The sequence below is a fragment of the Streptosporangium sp. NPDC002721 genome (genome assembly GCF_042888905.1).
Taxonomy (GTDB): domain Bacteria; phylum Actinomycetota; class Actinomycetes; order Streptosporangiales; family Streptosporangiaceae; genus Streptosporangium.
On sequence record NZ_JBIAQI010000020.1, the window covers coordinates 52346 to 70763 of the forward strand.

The following is an 18418-nucleotide window of genomic DNA, read 5'->3' on the forward strand; positions in this document are numbered from 1 at the left end:
TTACCAGCGGCGCCTCTTCTAGACACACACCTGTCACCGCTGAGTAAGTCCTGCGGAGTCGCCTCCTTGCAAGGCGAACCCACCAAACCAAATGGGGCCTGCCACGGCACGGAACGCCATGATAAGCCCCTCGACCGGACTCTGGAGGTCCGACCTGATGCGTAACCATAGAGGAAACCCCAGGCCGATCAGGGTGCGTTGGCACGCTAACCGGCCGCCGATGCCGCTCGGTTGCCGTTGGTGCGGCCATCCCCCGTACGCGCACGAGGCCGCCAGCCTCCCGCACCGCGCGCACCATCACTGGGAGCAGCCCACCACCGCCCAGGTCCACGCCCGGATGACCGCCCGTCGCCGCCTCAACCTCTCCGGCCGCCCAGCCGTCGTAACGCCCAGCCGCCCGATCCCCGTCCCAGCGGCCCCCGTCGCCTTCCCCGCGCGACTTCCGGAGGTCTCCCCCGGTCGGCATCGGCGGCCGGAGCAGGCCGTGGCCACGGCCGCCGTGCCGTACCGGCGTGGACGGCCGCCGAGCACCCGTACTCCCTCCGGCAAGCACACTCCGTACCGGCAGGGAGCGAACGCGTGAACGGACGGGAGCCCCACGCCCGGCAGAGCGGGCGGCATCGGCGCGGAGTGGACATCGCACAGGTCGACTCACGGTCCTGGGACCCGGCCGAACGAGCCGCCGCCGAGCGGCTCGACCGGATCGAGCCCGCCTGGACCGTCTGGTACGGCCCCGGCACCCGGTGCTTCCACGCCGTCGCCGTCTGGCCCGCGCCCGAACCCCTGATCGTGCGGGCCCGCACCGCCGACGAGCTACGCGGCCTGATGCGCGAGGCCGAAGACACCACACCGCCACCCCAAGGAGGGCCCATGCCCGATATCCCGGACGACTCTCGGACCGTCTGCTGGGACCTGCCGCATGATCTGCCGATCGTCGGCAAGGCTCGCGCCATGGTGCGCGAGACCCTCGTCGCCTGGGAGCTGTGTCACCTCGTCGACGACGTCGTCCTGGTGGCCGACGAGTTGCTCGCCAACGCGATCGTTCACGGTGAGCCCGTGGTCAGGCTCTCCCTGTGGGCGGGCGCGGACGAGTTCCGGGTCCAGGTCACCGACCGGGGAGCCGGGCAACCCCGCCAGCTCGCCCTCGACGCCGAGGCCGTCCACGGTCGCGGCCTGGCCATTGTCGAAGCCCTCGCCCACGACCACGGCGTCACTCCACTTTCCGACCACCCCGGTAAAACCGTCTGGGCCCGTTGGCACCTACCGTCACATGGTGCCCCGTCGACTCCGTGAACCGGGTGTCCGAACCCGACGAAGACATACGTACACACTCTGCTCGCCGTCGAGTAGGCGGCCACGCGCAGAGCTTTGCCGTCGAATGCGGCCGACGGCCGCCGCCGCTCAGAGACTAACCCAGACGAATCCTCAATACGCAGGAGCCTGACAAGAGGGCGACTTACGAGCCCCCTCAGATCATGCCCTGGTTGGCCGCCCACTGTCTGAAACCGCCAGGAATGAAAGGAAGACGATATTCGCCTTCGATCAGATGGTCGGCAAATGCTGAGACCAGGTCGACCGTGAGCAGTTCAGATCGAATGCTCTCACAAAGGAGAGCCAGTGTTCCCTGGTGATGCACATTATGAGACTTGGCCGCTCGACGTGCCGGACCGTCGTCGATGATTGCCATGGCGCCGTGTGCCTTGGCGTACGCCAGCACACCGGCTTCGCCCAGGTTGCGATTACCGGCGCCGACCAGCAGCGCGCTGAACGTTGCGAACTCTTCGTATTCGTCGATGAGATCGCGCTGCTCTATCCAGGACGCATTCAGAACGGAATGAAGGTATACGTGTTCACGGACACCGTTTTGAAGCTCGTAGACCACGGTGTCCGGGATCACAGCGGTTCTCTCACCGACAACCGCGCGCAGCACCCCGAGCCAGCTCTGCTTGGCGAAGTGGCTTAACGGGCCGGTATCGAAAACCAGGGTGTCAACTTGATCCGCCATGGTCAGACGTACTGCCAGATCGCACCTTCGGAGCGCCTGGGCAGCGGGGGCAACATGCTCTCGTCCCAGGTGTCGAACAGGAGATCCAGAGCTCGATCCGCAGAGATCACCTCGCTACGATACAACCCCAGAACGGCACGCTCGTAATTTCGCGGCAAACTGGGTGGAATCAGTTCGTCCTTCGCCACCACAAGATCGAAATCTACGATATCCGCCCGTGTCGTCCTGATCAGCCGGACTTTTCCGGCCTCGCCGTGACTGATGAGACCGAGTTCATTGAGCCGTCGAGCAAGCGTTGTCATGTCGACACGATACAAACTGGCAATGCGCACGGCAGCCGTTCGCAGTTCGCCTTCGCTGTCGGCCACAAGTTTCTTCCAGTCACGCTCAATGCTCATCCTGGGTAGCAGTAGAGCGCGCGCGAAACGATCGAACAAGCCCTCGCGCTGTTCGACACTTTGCTGCTCGGCGATGCGCCAATCCACGGTGTATTCATCGGCCACAAGATAATGCCCGAATTCATGGGCGAGCGCGAGACGCCTCCTGCCCACACGCCGCTGACCGTTGATGATCGCTACACCTCCACTGCGCAGCAGGACCGTCGCCGCGTCGGCCGTGTCGGTACCGAGGTCATATGAGAACACAAGCAGGCCGATCGAGGCCGCCTTCTCGTCCAAACCCACGATCGGGCCGTCACCGTCCACGCCCAGCAGCGCTCGTGTGTCCGAGGCGAGTTTCTCGGCCTGAGCATTGGTCGTAGGCATCTTCTTGCTCGGCGTAACGGGCAGGACGAAGTGCTCCGCCTGTTCGGCAACGAACTCGACCGCCCGGGTGAGCCGCTCGACCATCAGATCGATCTTCGGGCTGGGTGTGCCCGGTTCCTGCGCATTACGCCGGGAGACGATCGCAGCAGGTGCGTCCTGGATGAACCACTCGATTCGCACACCGATCACGTCAGACAGCTTGGCCAGCTCCAACGCCGAGATCCGACGATCTCCCCCTTCGATCTTCGCCAGAGCCGAACGATCCAATGGGATCAAGGCGGCCAGTTCGGCCTGCGTGAGACCGGCTCGCCCACGCGCCTCGGCGATCCGCCGCCCCAGCGTCTCCGCGTCAATCATCACGTGTTCGATAATAGAACATTGCCTTCGCGCCGCCGAGCGGGACGCTCCAAGTGATCCGCCTCGTTCACCGGTGCCGCGGCTGGACGGCCCGGCTGTCGTTCTCGGCGGGCCGCCCTACCTCGACGGCTCCGGCCCGGACGCGCGCGAACCCTGCCCCAGGTCTCTCAGGGGTACGTCGGCCGGTGCCGTTTGCCGCTTCTTCGTGACCGGGAGGGCCGGGAGTCGGAAGGATGGGCTCATGAGAGTCGAACGCGGCGAGATCGACGATGTCCTGCTCTTCGTTCCCACCCAGCACAGGGACGACCGCGGGCTGTTCACCCGTACCTTCGACGCGGCGCTCGCCGCCGCTCACGGGCTGCGGCCCGAGGCGTTCGTCCAGGACAGCCAGTCGCGGTCCCGGCTGGGGACGATCAGGGCCCTGCACGGCAGGGGCGGCCGTGGGGAGGCCAAGCTCGTCCGGTGCGCCCGCGGGGCCGTGCACGACGTGCTCGTCGACGTCCGGCCGGGCTCGCCGACCTTCGGCCGCCAGATGTCTGTGGTCCTCGACGACGAGACGTTCGTCCACCTCTACGTCCCTCCCGGCCTGTTGCACGGTTACCAGGCACTGACCGACCAGGCCGACGTCTGCTACCGGATCGACCGGGAGCACGACCCCGCCGAGGACCTCGCCGTCCGCTACGACGATCCCGAGCTCGGCATCCGGTGGCCGCTTCCGGTCACCGCGATCAGCGAGCGGGATCTGGCCGCGGGTTCCTGGGCGGATCTGCGTGCCCGGCTGGCCGGCTGACCTTCCGGGCTTCTCACCGGGCTTCCCGACGGCTTTCCCGGGCGGCCGCATACCCCGATGACCAGGAACGACAGGCCGGGCACGGTCGCGAACGGTCGCGGACGGGCGCGGGTCGAAGGTGGCCGCCCCGGCCTGGCGGGTTCCGGGTCTTCACCGCCTGCGCGGGCAGGCCGACGCCGACAGAGGCGGAGCGGGGCGACACCGCGTGCCTGTAACGATGGCTTCCCTTCCTCGATATGCCTCAGGAACGGAATGCCGCGTGAATTCCCCTGCCCGCAAGAGAATCGTGGAACCAGAAACGAGGGCGCGAGTGCGTTCGGTCGTCAACCTCACGGTGCACGGGATCGGCGCGACCAACCGCGAACTCGACCCCGGTGAAGACCTGACCTGGGTCGGCGTCGAGCAGTTCGAGCGGGTTCTCGACGCGGTGGCCGGCCGCCGGGACGTGCGGATCACCTTCGACGACGGCAACGCCTCGGATGTGGAGATCGCTCTTCCCCGGCTTCTCGATCGCGGTCTCACCGCGGAGTTCTTCGTCCTGGCCGGCCTGCTCGGCGAGCCGGGCAGGCTCGACGAGGAGGGGGTACGGGAGCTGGTCGCCGCGGGGATGTCCGTCGGCTCCCACGGCTGGGCCCATCGCGACTGGCGGCGGATGGACACCGAGCAGTCGGCGCGGGAGATCACCGGCGCCTGCCGGGCCCTCGCGGAGCTCACCGGACGGCCGGTCTCCAGGGTGGCCATCCCGTTCGGCTCCTACGACCGGCACGTGCTGGCCGGCCTGCGAAGGGCGGGGGTGACGCGCGCCTACACCAGCGACGGCGGTGGCGCCCGGCCCGGCTCCTGGCTCCAGCCGCGCAACAGCCTCCGCCACGACCTCGACGCCGGATGGACCGCGCACGTCCTGGACGGCCGTCCCTCACCCGTGCTCCGCGCCCGCCGGTTGGCCGCCCGCGCCGTGAAGCGCACCCGTGGCCGACCTTCCTGATCACCTTCTCCCGATGGAACGTGGTAAAAGCATGCCGACGCAGAGCAAGGACGATTCCCGGGTCGCCGTCGTGATCGTCACGTACAACAGCGCGGACGTGATCGAAGGCTGCCTGCGTTCCCTCGCCGAGGGTGCCCGGGGCGTGCGGCTGGCCCACGTCGTCGTGGCCGACAACGCCTCCAGGGACCGGACCCTCGAAATCGTCCGGGAGACGACCGATCTCCCCCTCCAGGTGGTCCAGCTCGGCCGGAACGCCGGCTACGCCTCGGCGATCAACGCGGGTGTCGACGCGCTGGACCTCGACCACCTAGACGCGGTGTTCGTGATCAACCCCGACTGCCGGTTGCTGCCGGGATCGCTCGTTCCCCTGGTGGAGAGGTTGCGGCAGCCGGGATGCGGTCTCGTGGTTCCCCGCCTGGCCAACCCGGACGGCAGCCTCCAGCCCTCGCTGCGCCGTACGCCCACGGTGGGCAGGGCGATCGCCGAGGCGGTGATCGGCGGTGACCTCGCGGGCCGGATCGGCACGCTCGGCGAGCTGGTCACCGATCCCCGCGAGTACGAACGGCCCGGCCCCGCGGCGTGGGCCACCGGCGCGGCCATGCTCATCTCCACGGAGCTCGTCCGCGAGATCGGACCGTGGGACGAGTCCTTCCTGCTCTACAGCGAGGAGACCGAGTACGCGCTCCGCGCCGCCGACCGGGGCTGGACGCTGTGGTACGAACCGGCGTCGACGGTCGAGCACATCGGGGGCGACTCCGGCGTCAACCCCACGCTCGCCGCGCTGCTGACCGTCAACAAGGTCAAGCTGTTCCGGCGGCGCAGGAGCAGGGCCGCCTCGCTCGCCTACTATCTCGCGGTCGTCCTCGGCGAGGGCGCGCGCGCGCTCACCGGCCGCCGGACCTCGCGGGCCTCGGTCACGGCGCTGCTCAGACCGTCACGCCGACTGCGCAAGCTCGCCGACTGACCGGACGACCTGAGGGAATCACGATGAGCGGTGCCGTGGGCGAGCCGTCCACCGGACGAGGGACGACAAGGTTGCGGACCGTCGGGTTCGACGCGCTCACCGCACGGGAGCTGGACACCTGGCACGCGCTGCGCGCGGACAACCCTCTGCTGGACAGTCCCTGCTTCCATCCCGGATTCGCCGCGGCCGTGCACGCCGGTGGGCGCGAGGTACGGGTGTCGGTGGGCACGGACGCCTCGGGCGGGGTGCGCGTCCTGCTTCCCCACCATCGCGAGCGGTCGCTGATCAGGCCCGCGGGCTGGCCCGCGGCGGACTTCCAGGGCCCCGTCCTCGCGCCGGGTTCCGCCTTCGACCCGCTGGATCTGCTCACCGGCGGGGTGCGCGCCTTCGAGTTCGACCACCTGGTGGAGAGCTGTCCGGAGTTCGAGCCCTGGGTGGAGTCCCGGCGGACGTCTCCGTACGCGGACACCTCCGGCGGGTTGGAAGGGTATCTCGGCCGGGCCTCCCGCAGCGGCAAGGACAACATGGGGCAGGCGCGCCGGCGCGCCGCCAAGGCCGAGCGGACCCACGGGGCGGTGCGTTTCGTCGCCGACGCGGTCGACCCACAGGCGCTGGACCGGGTCGTCGCCCTCAAGCGGGCCCAGTACGCCGCCACCGGTGCCCGGGACTACTTCGCCGAATCCGGTCGTCATGACCTGCTGACCCGGTTGCTCCACACCCGCGACTCCTCCTTCGGCGGCGTGCTGTCCACCCTGCGCGCGGGCCCCCACCTGATCGCGGCACATTTCGGGCTGCGTTCGGAGAACGTCCTGCACTGGTGGTTTCCGGTCTACGATCCGGCGTTCGCCAATCTTTCCCCCGGCTGGATGCTGCTGCGCGAGATCGTGGCCGCCTCCCCCGCCATGGGCATCACGCGCATCGATTTCGGTCGGGGTGACGACGAATATAAAAGGCGCGCGAAAACGGGCGAGACCCTGGTGTGCCAGGGAATCGTGACGCGGAGTTCGACCAGAAGGGCCCTTAGGCGGGCACGTGGTGTCATGGTCACCGCGGCAAAGTCGTCCACATTTGGACATAACCTTCGCAAGGCGCTACGAATATTTCGTGATATAAAGCGATAAAATCGCCTGAACCGCCGAGGTGAGCGCTTCTCGCAATCGTAACGATCGAGAGGAATTCCCCGAACAAAGGGTGAGTCGGGCGAGGCTTAGTAAATCGCCTCCCACACCGGGGCTCGCGGAAATGACGCGATGGAGGCAGCGCAGGATGAGAATCAGCGTGTTCGGGCTGGGCTACGTGGGCTGCGTCTCCGCGGCCTGTCTCGCGGCCGGCGGACATGAGGTGGTCGGCGTCGACGTCAATCCGGTGAAGATCGACCTCATCACCCGGGGCCGGGCACCGGTGGTCGAGGAGCGCATCGGCGAGCTGACCTCGGAGATGGTGCGGACCGGCGCGTTGCGGGCCACCGCCGACGTGGCGGAGGCGATCGAGGCCACCGAGATCTCCCTCGTCTGCGTCGGCACGCCCTCCGCTCCGAACGGCAGTCTGTCCACCGTCCATCTGGAGCGGGTGGCCGAGCAGATCGGCCGGGCGCTCGCCACCCTGGACCGCCGGCACACGGTCGTCTTCCGCAGCACCATGCTGCCGGGCACCTGCGCCGAGCTTCTCGTCCCGATCCTGGAGCGGGCGTCCGGCCTCCGTGCCGGGGCGGACTTCGGGGTGGCGGTCAATCCCGAGTTCCTGCGCGAGGGAACGAGCGTCCGTGACTTCTTCGAACCGCCGAAGACGGTCATCGGCGAGTTCGACACGGTGAGCGGCGACCTGGTGGCCGCGCTCTACGACGGCCTTCCCGGCGAGATCTTCCGAGTGCCCCTGGCAGTGGCCGAGATGACGAAATATACGGACAACGCCTTCCATGGCTTGAAGATCAGCTTCGCCAACGAGATCGGGGCGATCTGCCGGACCCTCGGGCTGGACTCCCACCAGGTCATGGAGGTCTTCACCGCCGACCGCAAGCTCAACATCAGTCCCGCCTACCTGCGGCCCGGCTTCGCCTTCGGGGGCTCCTGCCTGCCCAAGGACCTGCGGGGCCTGGTCTACGCGGCCCGGCGGGCCGACGTCTCGGTGCCGCTGCTCTCGCACATCCTGCCCTCCAACGAAGACCATCTGCGGCGCGCCTTCGAGCTGGTGGCCTCGGCCGGCAGCCGCCGGGTCGGGCTGTTCGGGCTGTCGTTCAAGCCGGGCACCGACGACCTGCGGGAGAGCCCGCTGGTCGAGCTGGCCGAACGCCTGCTCGGCAAGGGATACGAACTCCGCATCTACGACGCGAACGTCTCGCTGTCCCATCTCATGGGGGCGAACCGCGACTACATAGAGAGCAGGTTGCCGCACCTGGGCGAGCTGCTGACCAACTCCGCCGACGAGGTGCTCGCCCACGTGGACGTCTGCGTCGTCGGATGCGCGGACCCCGCCGTGCTGAGCGCGCTCGACAGGGCGGGCGACCGCACGATCATCGACCTCGTCCGCCTTCCCGACGCCGACGCGCGCCGGGCACATCCTGGATACGTGGGCCTTGGCTGGTAAAGCACTCATTCTCGTCGAGAATCTCTCCGTACCGTTCGACCGGCGGGTGTGGCAGGAGAGCACCACGCTGCGCGACGCCGGGTGGGAGGTGCACGTCATCTGCCCGCGCGGCACCAGGCGCGACAGTGAGCCCTACGTCGAGCTGGACGGGGTGCGGATCCACCGCTATCCGCTGCGGGCGGCGACCGGCGGGCCGCTCGGTTACCTGCGTGAGTACGGCTCGGCGCTGTGGCACACCTTCCGGCTGGCACGCCGTGTCGGGCCGGTCGACGTCGTGCACGCCTGCAACCCGCCGGACCTGCTGTTCCTGGTGGCGAGGACGCTCAAGCGGCGCGGCGCGCGGTTCGTGTTCGACCAGCACGACCTCGTGCCCGAGCTCTACCTGTCCCGCTTCGACCGCGGTGAGGACTTCCTCTACCGCATGGTGTGCCGGCTCGAACGGCTCACCTACCGCGCGGCCGACGTGGTCATCGCGACCAACGAGAGCTACCGCGAGGTGGCGATCGCCCGGGGCGGCAAGCGGCCAGAGGACGTGTTCGTCGTCCGGAGCGCACCCGCGGTCGAGCGGTTCCACGAGGTGCCCGCCGATGAGTCGATCAAGCGCGGCAAGCCGTACCTGCTCTGCTACCTGGGCGTGATGGGCCCCCAGGACGGCGTGGACTACGCGCTGCGGGCGCTGGCCAGGCTCCGCGACGAGCTGGGCCGTACGGACTGGCACGCGGTGTTCGTCGGAGGCGGGGACGCCTTCGACGACTCGGTCGCCCTCTCCCGCAGGCTGGGCCTCTCTGGCAGCGTCGAGTTCACCGGCCGGATCCCGGACGAGGACCTGCTGCGCCACCTGTCCACGGCGGACGTCTGCCTGGCCCCGGACCCGCTCAACCCGCTCAACGACGTGTCCACCATGAACAAGATCATGGAGTACATGGCGATGGCACGCCCGGTCGTCTCCTTCGACCTGCGGGAGGCGAGGGTCTCGGCCGGCGAGGCGGCGGTGTACGCGCCCGCCAACGACGAGTCGCAGTTCGCGAAGCTGGTCGCGCGCCTGCTCGACGATCCCGGCGAACGGCGCCGGATGGGAGCCGCCGGGCAGGCCCGCGTCCGGGGGCCGCTCTCGTGGGAACGTTCCGCGGCCGCGTTGCTCGCCGCCTACGAGACCGCCCGCTCCCGATGATCGAACGCTCCTGATGACCGGACGCTCCTGATGATCGGACGCTTCTGGCATTCGCACGAGAACGAATGGGTGGTCATGGAAACAGTGCCTGGAACCCGTACCTCACGGACATCTCCGGCGGTACGCGGATGAGCGCCTCCGGCGGGTCGTCGGCACTCATCCGGCGGCCGTACGCGTGGTTGCGCCGGAGCATCGGCCGGCTGCTCTTCGAGCGCAGGTACGGCGTGCGCACCGCGGAGTTCGTGAGCCTTGAGGAGTTCGGCCTGGCCCACCGGGACCGGGTCTACTACTCACCGGCGAACTGGCAGACCCTGCGGCGCGCGCTGCCCCGCCACGAGGTCGGCGAGCACGATGTCTTCATCGACCTGGGCTCCGGCATGGGACGGATGGTGCTGGAGGCCGCTTCGCACTACCCGTTCAAGAAGGTGATCGGGGTCGAGCTCTCCGAGGAGCTCAACGCCATCGCGCGCGAGAACGTCACCGGCACCCGGCTCCGCCTGCGTTGCGAGGACATCGAACTCGTCCGGTCCGACGTGCTCGACTACGAGATCCCCGACGACGTCAGCGTGGTGTTCCTCAACAACCCCTTCCGCGGCGAGGTCTTCAGCACGGTGATGGAAAGGCTGATCGCCTCGGTGGACCGGAACCCCCGGCGAGTCACGGTGCTCTACTTCAATCCGGTCGAGGAGGCGTTCCTCCTCGGCACCGGCCGCTTCCGGCGGCTGCGCACGGTCCGGCGGGGGCGTAAGGCGGTGGAGGACGACCCGTTCGGCTCGACCCGGGTCTACGCGATCATCGAGCCGCCCGATGCCTGACCGCTCCGGTGCCGGGAGCGCCCCGCTAACCGCCGGGGCCGGACCGGCTCCCGGTGTCGGTCCCCCACCGCACCTGACCACCGCGCAGGGTCCGCACCCGGGTGAGCGTCCGGTCCATCAACAGGACGGCGAGGTAGCAGCCCGCGTCGAGCGGGCTCACCTTCCGCCCCGCCACGAGCGCCCCGAGGGAACCCAGCCGCAGGCGGCCCTCGGCCGCGGTACGGCCCAGGGCCGCGAGCTGCCGGTTGCCCATCCGCACCCGCACCCGCCGCCTCAGGTGCGCCGCGACCGTCCTGGCCGGGCGCACCAGCGAACCGGCCTCGGGCACCACCACCCGTTCGTGGGGCGCGAAGGCTCCGTGCACCCAGCCGTCGTCGGAGATCACGTCCGGCATGGGGAAGACCCTGCCGTGCCCCTGCTCGGTGAGCACGTAGACCCCCGCCCCGGCCAGCGCGCGGAACGGCGCGATCAGCTGATCGTGCACCCTGTGCAGGCGCCGGGCCATCCAGCCGACCCCGTCCAGGTCACAGACCGGGACCGGGGCGCAGGCGAGCACGCCCGGCCGGCCCGCCGCGGCGACGAGCGCGCGCACCGAGGCCGCGCCGAGCTCGACGTCGGCGTCCAGATACACCCGGGGGAAGGTGCGGCAGGCCTCGTCGCCGAGGCGCAGGGCGTTGGCCTTTCCCGCCACCGGGGTCTCCAGGACCCGCACACCGGCCCGTCCGGCGGCCTCCGCCGTGCCGTCGGAGCACGCGTTGGCGACCACCACGACGTCGAACTCTCCGGGCTCCGTACCGGCGAGCAACCGGCTCAGGCCGGTCGCGATGACGGCCTCCTCGTTGTGCGCCGGCACGACGACGCTGACAAGCGGTGATCGTTCGCCGGGCTGCCCCGCCGGGAGCGGGACACCCTCCTCCACAGCGTCGTTCATCGGAACGCCTCCGGATCGCCGTTCAACGAAGGATGACCAGATGAGAGTAGAACGGGCGGCACTCGACGGGGTGCCGTTGTCCACACCGACGCCGCACCGTGACGACCGGGGATGGCCCCGCCTGCTCGCGGCCGTCTGCGTGGCCGGGGTGACGCTCCTGACGGCGTGCGGCCCCTCCCCGGACGTGACGCCGACGAGCGCTCCCGCCACCACCGGCAATGCCGTCGGACGCTGCCCGGAGCACCCGACCCCGGCGTGCACCGGTGTGCCGCCCGGTGCGAAGCTCAGCACGCCGGCCCTGAACGAGGACGGCGCGGCCTACCGTGTCAGGACTCCGGGCGCCGTGCTCGACGGCGTGCACATCACCGGTGACCTCCTCGTCCACGCCGACGACGTGGTCATCAGAAACAGCCGGATCGACGGCGGAGTGATCAACGCCGACGGGGACAAGACCTTCCGCTTCACCATCACCGACTCCACCGTCGGCCCCGCCCAGGGCTGCCAGACCCTCCCCGGCGTCGGCCAGGACAAATACACCGCGACCCGCGTACACGTCCGCGGCCACAGCGACGGCTTCCGAGCCTCCGGCGACGACATCGTCATCAAGGACTCCTACATCCATCTCTGTTCCAACCCCGGAGACCACTCCGACGGCATCCAGACCTACCACACGGGAAAAGGCCTGGTCTTCGACCACAACACCATCGACCAGCGCGACGCCGAAGATGCCACCGCCCCCATCTTCCTCGTCGACGAGCAGATCGTGGACGCCTCGATCACCGACAACCTCGTGATGGGTGGCACCTACAGCATCCAGCTCAGGAACGGCCGCGGAAAGCTGATCATGCGCGACAACAAACTGGTCGACAAATCCTGGATCTACGGACCGGTCGATTCCGAGTGCGGGGCCATCGACTGGGCCGGGAACTCCCTGGTGACGATCGACCAGAACTACCGGATCACCTCCACCGTCGGCCCGCTGGCCTGCGAGGGATGATTCACATATCGATATCCCCATCTTGCCGCGGTCAATTGCGAATGATCATTCATGTTAATGTCGTTACATAATGCCCCTACCGGAAAGTCGATATTTGATGACATTTAACCGCTGATACTGCAAACCCGGCACGCGTCTATGACCTCAGTCGCAACAATGGCCTCTGTACGGGGACCAGAACGGACATATTGTCGAGCCGATCTCGCATCGGCACGGAGGTCAGAGAAATGGCCAGTACAAACTCCCCAGGCCACGGCGACGCCGAGGGCGGGTCACCCCGCCGCCGGCGATCACAGCGGGGCCTTTTCATACCGGCCCTGGTCGTGGCCCTGCTGGCGGTCTCCATCCCCGCCGCCTGGATCGTCACGCGCGACTCCGTCACCGTGGAACAGGTGGCGGCGGCCGAACCGGCACCCACCGAGCACGCCCCGGAATCCCCCAGCCCCAGGGAGACGAGTTTCTGGTCCGCGGCGAGCGAGGTACAGGCGCCGAGACACACCGGTCGCGCGCCCGTCGAGCTGGGCATGCGGTTCACCCCCGCCCGGAACGGCTGGGTGACCGGGATGCGGTTCTACAAGGCCGAGGGTGAGAGGGGCAGGCACACCGGAAGCCTGTGGAACGCGGCCGGGCAGCGGCTGGCGCGCGTCGTGTTCGCCGAGGAGAGCGAGTCCGGCTGGCAGCAGGCCCGGTTCGCCACGCCCGTCCACCTGAAGGCCAAGCGGCTTTACACGGTCTCCTACCATAGCCAGGGCACCTTCGTGGGCAGCACGGGCTTCACATCCGCCCGCTCGGGCCCGCTGTCCACGACGCCCCGCGGCGCGGGGGTGTTCGGGTACGGCGACAGCGCGTTCCCCCGCAGGTCGAACCCCAAGGGTTACAACTACTGGGTGGACGTCGTCTTCCGCTGGCACGACCGCGGTCCCGGACCGCGAGTCACGAGGTCTCCCGGCTCCCGGCCGTCGACGGGTCCGAGCCCCGCTCCGGAACAGACCGCGACGGCGCCCCCGACGGTGACCCCGACCGGCACGACGCCCTCGGCCCCCGTCTCAAGCCCCACCCCGAACCCCACCCTGAGCCCCACCCCGAACCCCACTCTGAGCCCAACCCCGGGCCCGGCCGTCACCGCGACGCCGACCGTCACCGGGCCGGCCGTCACGGCGACGCCCGGCAGAACCCCCACCCGGAGCACCACCCCGAAGCCGAGCGCCACCCCGACGCCGACATCGAAATCGACGGTGACGCCGAGCCCGAGCGGCACCAGGACGAGCGGGCCGACCCTCACCCCGGGCGCGACGTTCTCCCCTCCGCCAGGCGGCGGTTGCCCGAGTCATCCGACTCCGGCGTGCACCGGCGTGCCGAACGGCACCGAACTCACCGAGAGAGCCCTGAACGAGGACGGCGCGGCCTACCGTGTCAAGACTCCGGGCGCCGTGCTCGACGGCGTGCACATCACCGGTGACCTCCTCGTCCACGCCGACGACGTGGTCATCAGGAACAGCCGGATCGACGGCGGAGTGATCAACGCCGACGGAGAGAAAACCTTCCGCTTCACCATCACCGACTCCACCGTCGGCCCCGCCCAGGGCTGCCAGACCCTCCCCGGCGTCGGCCAGGACAAGTACACCGCGACCCGCGTCCACGTCCGCGGCCACAGCGACGGCTTCCGAGCCTCCGGCGACGACATCGTCATCAAGGACTCCTACGTCCACCTGTGTTCCAACCCCGGAGACCACTCCGACGGCATCCAGACCTACCGCACCGGGAAAGGCCTGGTCTTCGACCACAACACCGTCGACCAGCGCGACGCCAAGAACGCCACCGCCCCCATCTTCCTCGTCGACAAGCAGATCGTGGACGCCTCCATCACCGACAACCTCGTGATGGGCGGCACCTACAGCATCCAGCTGAAGAACGCACGCGGGGAACTGGTCGTGCGCGACAACAAACTGGTCGACAAATCCTGGATCTACGGACCGGTCGAGGCCGACTGCAAGGCCATCGACTGGGCCGGGAACTCCCTGGTGACGATCGACCGGAACTATCGGATCACCTCCACCGTCGGCCCGCTGAAGTGTGACGGCTGAGGCGCCTCGAAACACGCGGACGCCGCGGGAGGCGCGGGCGGTCAGGGCACGACCTGACCGCCCGCGTCGCGATTCGCACCGGCCGGATCCCCTGAACCGGAAGCGCCCGGGGACGCGCCGGGGTCGCGCGGACGGGAGCCGGCCGGCTCGGTGGCGGCGCGCAGCAGCGCCCCCGCGGCGCCGATCAGCAGGAACGACAGGCCGGTGGCCGTGTCGAAGGACATCAGGTCGAAGGTGGCCGCCCCGATCAGCGGGACCACCATGCAGGCGGCGAGGGTGAGACCGAGGTCGCGGGTGCCGGGATCGGTGCTCAGATGCCGGGCCCGGAGCCCCGCGTAGAACGCGCAGGCGAACATGCCGACGATCGACCCGATGCCGATCAGACCGGTCTCCACCGTGGACAGGATGTACTGGTTGTCGAACACCTGGTGTTTCGGGGCGTACCAGGTGCCGGCTCCGCGTCCGAGCCACGGATGCTTGGCGATCTCGTGGGCGGCGACCTCGTAGTCGTGCGTGCGGTAGCGGATGCTGTCGTCGTTCCCGAAGTTCGCGAACAGGCCGTAGAACGTGCCGAGCAGCCCCGGGACCATGACCCTCATCAGGGCCAGGAAGACGAGGACGACCCCCAGCGCGTGCAACCGCCGCCGGGCGGGCCAGCCGAGGAACAGGACGACGGCGACACCGGCCAGCCCGAGCACCGCGGATCGGGAGACCGAGAACATCAGGCCCATCGCGATCAGCCCCGAGCAGGCCCACCAGCGCAGGGTGGGCTCGGAGCGCTCGCGGGCCTGGAACCCGTAGTGGATGGCGATCGGCAGGAGCATCGCGCACACGACGCCGAACTCGATGGGATGGCCGGTCGTCGCCGCGACCCGCCGGAAGTCGGACCTCTGGGTGATGAATCCGTCCTCCGCGGTGTAGCGGAGCCCGGGGAACTCCATGTAGCGGGTGAGGTCCAGATCGAGCAGGAACTGGCAGGCTCCGATCACCGCGATGACCGCCCCGGCCACCACGACGGTCTGGAGCACGAAGTCCAGGCGGGCGGTGCCACGGACCCCGTCACAGACCAGGAGCGCGAGGCCGGCGTTCGCCACCAGCAGGATCAGGGCGTGATCGGCGAGGTTGAGCTCGTCGGACGGCATGTATCCGAAGGTGGCGTAGCCGAAGGTGGCGACCATCGCGGTCAGGAAGAACAGCAACGCGGTGCGCACCGGACTCCGGCCCTTCGCCATCCCCAGGGTGAGGGTGAGGTGCGCGCACAGGCACAGGAAGGTGGCGGCGAGGGCGACGAGGCTGGCCGGTGTGATCGACAGTGGCAGCCCCCGGAACACCATGCGGGCCGGGACGATCAGAAGGGCCACCGCGAAGACGCAGGCCAGGGTCGCGGCGTCGGCGCGCCGTCGCGGCGGCAGGGCGGGTCTTCCCGCCGCGCTGGGATCCGCCATCGGGTCAGTGCCTCACAGCCGGGTCGGCGGGCAGCCGGCCGTTGAGCGCGGCCGCCACCTCGGAGGGTTCCGGGGCGGGAGGTGGACGCCGGAGCCGCCGCCTGTGCAGGAAGCTCTCGGCCATGAACGTGGCACACAGGCTCGTCATGACGCCCACGCCCGCCGCCGCGGCGACCGCGCGCAGTTTCCGCCCCCGCTGGGCCAGCGGGGTGGTCGGCGGCACCGCCTCGTAGGTGGTGATGTAGGTCGCCGAGGGAGCCCGCACCGCCTTCTGCCGGAGCTCCAGCTCCCTCTTCGCCCGCGCCAGGACCCGCCGCACGACGTCCTGTGCGGCCGCCGCCGAATGTCCCTCCCCCTCGACGAAAAGGAACGGTCCAGTGGCGAGCGACTCCAGGTTGCTGCCCCCGTTGGTGACCTTGAAGGTGACATCCCCACCGTCTCGCACGCCGATCTCGGCCGCCATCTCCGGCGTCCCCATCGCCGCGATGAGAATCGAGGCGGAGATGCTCAGCCCGTGGTCGAAGTTGAGCATGGGGTTGGTCAGGCCGTTGGGGATGTCCGGGTTGCTCGGCAGGCTGCCGCCGGTGGTCGGCGTGGTCAGGATCAGCACCGCGTTCGAGACGTAGGTCGTCGGGACCGTGGAGTAGAGGCTCGCGGCGGCGGCGACGGACAGCGCGAAGACCGGCAGGAAAACGTACCAGCGTCGGAACACAACGAGGACCGTCCCCCAGAAGTCCATGCGCTTCCTCTCCCGAATCGGGCGACCGTGCGACAGCCCACCAATGGTCATCGCCCGGACCGGGGCAGGGCGTTACTCGGAATGGGCTGGAAGATGTGCGTAATGCACACCGTAACGAATCGTTTAATGTGACGATACTGCTTGCGGATGATTCGTGACCATCGATGCCACAGGACTGGGGTTCATCGTCCATGACCAAGCTGGCCGTCATCACTCCGACCCACGGGCCCGACGCGGAACTTTTCGCCGATCTGCATCGGTCGGTACTGAAACATACCTCGGACGAGACAGTGCACCATGTGATCATATCTCCGGCCTGGACGAGCATTTTCGCCAAGTACGCCGGCCCTCGCTGTCGCATTTGGACGTACAACGAGCTTCTTCCGAAATACTACATACGTCTGGCCCCTTACCCCCTGTGGGTCAATTCCCGTAGACCGTGGCCTCCGGTCAGGGGCTGGGTCATGCAGCAGACACTCAAGATCGCGCTCTCCGCCCGGCTCGACGTGGACGCCGTGCTGATCGCCGACTCCGACGTGGTGCTCGTCCGCCCAACGAGCGCGGCAAGCTTCACCGTCGACGGACGGCTCTGCCTGCACCGTGAGGAGAAGGGGGTGACCTCCGACATGGAGCGGCACGTCATGTGGCACCGGGTCTCCCGTGAGCTGCTCGGTCTTCCTCCCGCCCCTCCGCCCCCGCTGACCGACTACGTGACGGCGATGAACTTCTGGGTTCCCGCCACCGTCCGGGCCATGCAGCGACGGATGGCCGAGACCACCGGCCGGCACTGGCTGGACGCGTTCAACTCCCGGCTGCACATCTCGGAGTTCATGCTCTACGGGGTGTTCGTCGACGAGGTTCTGGGCCAGACCACGAAGCCCCCGCCCTCCAACACCACCATCTGCCACAAGAACTGGCAGCGGACGCCGCTGGACCACGAGGGGGCCGTCGCGTTCGCCGATCGGCTCGGCCCCGAGGCGGTGGCGATGATGATCTCGGCGAAGTCGGAGACGCCGTGGGACGTACGGCAGACGGCCATCAGGCGATGCGCCGAGATCACTGGTTGACCGTCTCGGTCTCCCGCACCTCGCCCGCGCGCTTCGGACGATCGGCCGGCCGTCCGCTCCCGCGCACCTGGATCAGGCCGTACGCGATGGCGACACCGATCACGAGCACCAGGACCAGCGCCCCGCCCGCGGCCGTCACCTTCGCGGAGAGCTTGGCCTCTGGGGTGGTGGAGGGCACCACGTCGACGACCGAGATGAAGGTGGACCGCGGGGCCCTGAGCTCGTCCTGGCGGGTGGCCAGCTCCTTGCGGACGCGTTCCTTCGCCTTGGCCACCACGTCCCGGGCCGTGGTGGCGGAGGTGCTCTCGACCTCCACGTAGACGAACGGGCCGTTCGTGCTGATGCCCAGCAGGTTCGGGTTCGTACGGCCGTCGTTGACGGTGACCTTGGTGCTGCCGTCCGTCACCCCCAGCTCGGCCGCGATCTCCGGGGTGTTCAGCGACAGGATGAGAATGCCCGCCGTGACCCGGAGACCGTCGCTGAACTGCAGGAGCGGGTTGGTCAGCCCGAGCGGCCTGGTGGACTCGGTCGGGAGCGTCCCACCGGTGGTGGGGGTGGTCAACACCATCGACGCGCTAGAAACATACGAGGCGGGCACCAGGAAGAAGACCAGAACGGCCACGGCGAGCGCGGACAGGACCAAGGGGGGACCGACGGTTCCGCGTCTGACGATACCGAATACGGCTTTCCAAAAGTCCATATTTTTCCGCCCCTTGTTAGC

At 68.8% G+C, this 18418-nt stretch carries 17 protein-coding genes; 11 read left to right on the top strand and 6 right to left on the bottom strand.

Annotation, left to right across the window (positions count from 1 at the left end; all coding sequences use genetic code 11):
- The first annotated feature begins 579 nt into the window (after positions 1 to 579).
- Positions 580 to 1293 carry an ATP-binding protein gene (locus ACFYWM_RS27665; RefSeq protein WP_389919053.1) on the top strand — a complete coding sequence of 238 codons (714 nt, stop codon included), beginning with the start codon at positions 580 to 582 and terminating at the stop codon, positions 1291 to 1293.
- A 175-nt stretch (positions 1294 to 1468) separates the two neighbouring features.
- Here the strand turns inward: ACFYWM_RS27665 and ACFYWM_RS27670 are convergent, their stop codons facing one another.
- Positions 1469 to 2005 carry a hypothetical protein gene (locus ACFYWM_RS27670; protein WP_389919056.1) on the bottom strand — a complete coding sequence of 179 codons (537 nt, stop codon included), beginning with the start codon at positions 2003 to 2005 and terminating at the stop codon, positions 1469 to 1471.
- A gap of 2 nt (positions 2006 to 2007) precedes the next feature.
- A complete protein-coding gene (locus tag ACFYWM_RS27675; protein ID WP_389919410.1) occupies positions 2008 to 3126 on the bottom strand; it encodes a helix-turn-helix domain-containing protein in 1119 nt (372 codons plus the stop codon).
- A 241-nt stretch (positions 3127 to 3367) separates the two neighbouring features.
- Here ACFYWM_RS27675 and ACFYWM_RS27680 point away from each other — a divergent pair, with 241 nt between their 5' ends.
- The 7 genes from ACFYWM_RS27680 to ACFYWM_RS27710 all read left to right on the top strand — a co-directional run bounded on the left by ACFYWM_RS27680 (position 3368) and on the right by ACFYWM_RS27710 (position 10434).
- Positions 3368 to 3916 (top strand): dTDP-4-dehydrorhamnose 3,5-epimerase family protein, encoded by a 549-nt coding sequence (locus ACFYWM_RS27680; RefSeq protein WP_389919058.1) that lies wholly within the window; start codon positions 3368 to 3370, stop codon positions 3914 to 3916.
- Between the two features lie 310 nt (positions 3917 to 4226).
- Positions 4227 to 4901 carry a polysaccharide deacetylase family protein gene (locus ACFYWM_RS27685; protein ID WP_389919061.1) on the top strand — a complete coding sequence of 225 codons (675 nt, stop codon included), beginning with the start codon at positions 4227 to 4229 and terminating at the stop codon, positions 4899 to 4901.
- A gap of 13 nt (positions 4902 to 4914) precedes the next feature.
- Positions 4915 to 5865, top strand: coding sequence for a glycosyltransferase family 2 protein (locus ACFYWM_RS27690; protein WP_389919064.1), 951 nt, complete (start codon positions 4915 to 4917; stop codon positions 5863 to 5865).
- Positions 5866 to 5888: 23 nt separating this feature from the next.
- Positions 5889 to 6986: a GNAT family N-acetyltransferase gene (locus ACFYWM_RS27695; RefSeq protein ID WP_389919067.1), complete on the top strand. Its 1098-nt coding sequence runs from the start codon at positions 5889 to 5891 to the stop codon at positions 6984 to 6986.
- A 145-nt stretch (positions 6987 to 7131) separates the two neighbouring features.
- Entirely contained in the window at positions 7132 to 8448 is a 1317-nt protein-coding gene (locus ACFYWM_RS27700) for a nucleotide sugar dehydrogenase (RefSeq protein WP_389919070.1), read from the top strand.
- Entirely contained in the window at positions 8438 to 9619 is a 1182-nt protein-coding gene (locus ACFYWM_RS27705) for a glycosyltransferase family 4 protein (RefSeq protein WP_389919073.1), read from the top strand. The genes ACFYWM_RS27700 and ACFYWM_RS27705 overlap by 11 nt, the downstream gene beginning before the upstream one ends.
- A 65-nt stretch (positions 9620 to 9684) precedes the next feature.
- Positions 9685 to 10434, top strand: a complete 750-nt coding sequence (locus ACFYWM_RS27710; RefSeq protein WP_389919076.1) for a methyltransferase domain-containing protein — start codon at positions 9685 to 9687, stop codon at positions 10432 to 10434.
- A 25-nt stretch (positions 10435 to 10459) separates the two neighbouring features.
- Here the strand turns inward: ACFYWM_RS27710 and ACFYWM_RS27715 are convergent, their stop codons facing one another.
- On the bottom strand, positions 10460 to 11365 hold the full coding sequence (locus ACFYWM_RS27715; RefSeq protein WP_389919078.1) for a glycosyltransferase: 906 nt from the start codon (positions 11363 to 11365) through the stop codon (positions 10460 to 10462).
- 40 nt (positions 11366 to 11405) lie between these two features.
- Between ACFYWM_RS27715 and ACFYWM_RS27720 the strand changes: the two genes are divergently transcribed.
- Together ACFYWM_RS27720 and ACFYWM_RS27725 are read left to right on the top strand one after the other, a co-directional pair.
- Entirely contained in the window at positions 11406 to 12362 is a 957-nt protein-coding gene (locus ACFYWM_RS27720; protein WP_389919081.1) for a right-handed parallel beta-helix repeat-containing protein, read from the top strand.
- Positions 12363 to 12685: 323 nt separating this feature from the next.
- Positions 12686 to 14446 (top strand): DUF4082 domain-containing protein, encoded by a 1761-nt coding sequence (locus ACFYWM_RS27725; RefSeq protein WP_389919083.1) that lies wholly within the window; start codon positions 12686 to 12688, stop codon positions 14444 to 14446.
- 41 nt (positions 14447 to 14487) lie between these two features.
- Here the strand turns inward: ACFYWM_RS27725 and ACFYWM_RS27730 are convergent, their stop codons facing one another.
- Entirely contained in the window at positions 14488 to 15891 is a 1404-nt protein-coding gene (locus ACFYWM_RS27730) for an O-antigen ligase family protein (RefSeq protein WP_389919086.1), read from the bottom strand.
- A gap of 4 nt (positions 15892 to 15895) precedes the next feature.
- Positions 15896 to 16630 carry a hypothetical protein gene (locus tag ACFYWM_RS27735; RefSeq protein WP_389919089.1) on the bottom strand — a complete coding sequence of 245 codons (735 nt, stop codon included), beginning with the start codon at positions 16628 to 16630 and terminating at the stop codon, positions 15896 to 15898.
- 191 nt (positions 16631 to 16821) lie between these two features.
- Between ACFYWM_RS27735 and ACFYWM_RS27740 the strand changes: the two genes are divergently transcribed.
- Positions 16822 to 17697 carry a DUF6492 family protein gene (locus tag ACFYWM_RS27740; RefSeq protein ID WP_389919092.1) on the top strand — a complete coding sequence of 292 codons (876 nt, stop codon included), beginning with the start codon at positions 16822 to 16824 and terminating at the stop codon, positions 17695 to 17697.
- Here ACFYWM_RS27740 and ACFYWM_RS27745 read toward each other — a convergent pair.
- Positions 17687 to 18340: a hypothetical protein gene (locus ACFYWM_RS27745; protein ID WP_389919095.1), complete on the bottom strand. Its 654-nt coding sequence runs from the start codon at positions 18338 to 18340 to the stop codon at positions 17687 to 17689. The two genes, ACFYWM_RS27740 and ACFYWM_RS27745, sit on opposite strands and share 11 nt — an antisense overlap.
- Between the last annotated feature and the right edge of the window lie 78 nt (positions 18341 to 18418).